This window comes from Priestia sp. SB1 (assembly GCF_038898415.1).
On sequence record NZ_JBBJSS010000032.1, the window covers coordinates 1 to 3,048 of the forward strand.

Annotated in this window: 1 rRNA gene; it reads left to right on the plus strand. The window is 51.6% G+C overall.

Going from position 1 to position 3,048, the window contains the following annotated elements:
* The first annotated feature begins 107 nt into the window (after positions 1-107).
* Positions 108-3,043: ribosomal RNA gene (locus WKH56_RS34995) — 23S ribosomal RNA — on the plus strand.
* The last annotated feature ends 5 nt before the right edge of the window (positions 3,044-3,048 follow it).

The window sequence follows — 3,048 nt, forward strand, 5'->3', positions numbered from 1 at the left end:
TTGTTCTTTGAAAACTAGATAACAGTAATTGCTGAGGAAAAGTGAAACTTTTCTTTAATCAAACCAATAAATAACACAACTTTATGTTGTACCATTTATTCGCTAATGGTTAAGTTAGAAAGGGCGCACGGTGAATGCCTTGGCACTAGGAGCCGATGAAGGACGGGACTAACACCGATATGCTTCGGGGAGCTGTAAGTGAGCTTTGATCCGGAGATTTCCGAATGGGGAAACCCACTGTTCGTAATGGAACAGTATCTTTATCTGAATACATAGGATATTGAAGGCAGACCCGGGGAACTGAAACATCTAAGTACCCGGAGGAAGAGAAAGCAAATGCGATTTCCTGAGTAGCGGCGAGCGAAACGGAATTAGCCCAAACCAAGAGGCTTGCCTCTTGGGGTTGTAGGACACTCTATACGGAGTTACAAAGGAACGAAGTAAATGAAGCGACCTGGAAAGGTCCGTCGAAGAAGGTAACAACCCTGTAGTTGAAACTTCGTTCCCTCTTGAGTGGATCCTGAGTACGGCGGAACACGTGAAATTCCGTCGGAAGCTGGGAGGACCATCTCCCAAGGCTAAATACTACCTAGTGACCGATAGTGAACCAGTACCGTGAGGGAAAGGTGAAAAGCACCCCGGAAGGGGAGTGAAAGAGATCCTGAAACCGTGTGCCTACAAGTAGTCAGAGCCCGTTAACGGGTGATGGCGTGCCTTTTGTAGAATGAACCGGCGAGTTACGATCCCATGCAAGGTTAAGCTGATAAGGCGGAGCCGTAGCGAAAGCGAGTCTGAATAGGGCGTTTAGTATGTGGTTGTAGACCCGAAACCAGGTGATCTACCCATGTCCAGGGTGAAGTTCAGGTAACACTGAATGGAGGCCCGAACCCACGCACGTTGAAAAGTGCGGGGATGAGGTGTGGGTAGCGGAGAAATTCCAATCGAACCTGGAGATAGCTGGTTCTCTCCGAAATAGCTTTAGGGCTAGCCTCATGTTGTGAGAGTCTTGGAGGTAGAGCACTGATTGGACTAGGGGCCCCCAACGGGTTACCGAATTCAGTCAAACTCCGAATGCCAAAGACTTATCCATGGGAGTCAGACTGCGAGTGATAAGATCCGTAGTCAAAAGGGAAACAGCCCAGACCACCAGCTAAGGTCCCCAAGTATACGTTAAGTGGAAAAGGATGTGGAGTTGCTTAGACAACCAGGATGTTGGCTTAGAAGCAGCCACCATTTAAAGAGTGCGTAATAGCTCACTGGTCGAGTGACTCTGCGCCGAAAATGTACCGGGGCTAAACGTATCACCGAAGCTGTGGATTGACATCTTTGATGTCAGTGGTAGGAGAGCGTTCTAAGTGCTGTGAAGTCAGACCGTAAGGACTGGTGGAGCGCTTAGAAGTGAGAATGCCGGTATGAGTAGCGAAAGACAAGTGAGAATCTTGTCCACCGAATGCCTAAGGTTTCCTGAGGAAGGCTCGTCCGCTCAGGGTTAGTCGGGACCTAAGCCGAGGCTGAAAAGCGTAGGCGATGGCCAACAGGTTGATATTCCTGTACCACCTCCCCGCCGTTTGAGTAATGGGGGGACGCAGTAGGATAGGGTAAGCGCGCTGCTGGATATGCGCGTTCAAGCAGTTAGGCTGATGAGTAGGCAAATCCGCTCATCATAAAGGCTGAGCTGTGATGACGAGGGAATTATAGTACCGAAGTTCCTGATTCCACACTGCCAAGAAAAGCCTCTAGCGAGGCGGGAGGTGCCCGTACCGCAAACCGACACAGGTAGGCGAGGAGAGAATCCTAAGGTGATCGAGAGAACTCTCGTTAAGGAACTCGGCAAAATGACCCCGTAACTTCGGGAGAAGGGGTGCTCTGGTAGGGTGTATAGCCCGAGAGAGCCGCAGTGAATAGGCCCAGGCGACTGTTTAGCAAAAACACAGGTCTCTGCGAAGCCGCAAGGCGAAGTATAGGGGCTGACGCCTGCCCGGTGCTGGAAGGTTAAGAGGAGGGGTTATCCTTTGGGAGAAGCTCTGAATCGAAGCCCCAGTAAACGGCGGCCGTAACTATAACGGTCCTAAGGTAGCGAAATTCCTTGTCGGGTAAGTTCCGACCCGCACGAAAGGCGTAACGATCTGGGCACTGTCTCAACGAGAGACTCGGTGAAATTATAGTACCTGTGAAGATGCAGGTTACCCGCGACAGGACGGAAAGACCCCGTGGAGCTTTACTGTAGCCTGATATTGAATTTTGGTACAGCTTGTACAGGATAGGTAGGAGCCTGAGAAGCCGGAGCGCTAGCTTCGGTGGAGGCGTCGGTGGGATACTACCCTGGCTGTATTGAAATTCTAACCCGCGGCCCTGATCGGGCCGGGAGACAGTGTCAGGTGGGCAGTTTGACTGGGGCGGTCGCCTCCTAAAATGTAACGGAGGCGCCCAAAGGTTCCCTCAGAATGGTTGGAAATCATTCGTAGAGTGTAAAGGCACAAGGGAGCTTGACTGCGAGACCTACAAGTCGAGCAGGGACGAAAGTCGGGCTTAGTGATCCGGTGGTTCCGCATGGAAGGGCCATCGCTCAACGGATAAAAGCTACCCCGGGGATAACAGGCTTATCTCCCCCAAGAGTCCACATCGACGGGGAGGTTTGGCACCTCGATGTCGGCTCATCGCATCCTGGGGCTGTAGTCGGTCCCAAGGGTTGGGCTGTTCGCCCATTAAAGCGGTACGCGAGCTGGGTTCAGAACGTCGTGAGACAGTTCGGTCCCTATCCGTCGTGGGCGTAGGAAATTTGAGAGGAGCTGTCCTTAGTACGAGAGGACCGGGATGGACACACCGCTGGTGTACCAGTTGTCTTGCCAAAGGCATCGCTGGGTAGCTATGTGTGGACGGGATAAGTGCTGAAAGCATCTAAGCATGAAGCCCCCCTCAAGATGAGATTTCCCATAGCGCAAGCTAGTAAGATCCCTGAAAGATGATCAGGTTGATAGGTCAGAGGTGGAAGCGTGGCGACATGTGTAGCTGACTGATACTAATCGATCGAGGACTTAACCAAACTTT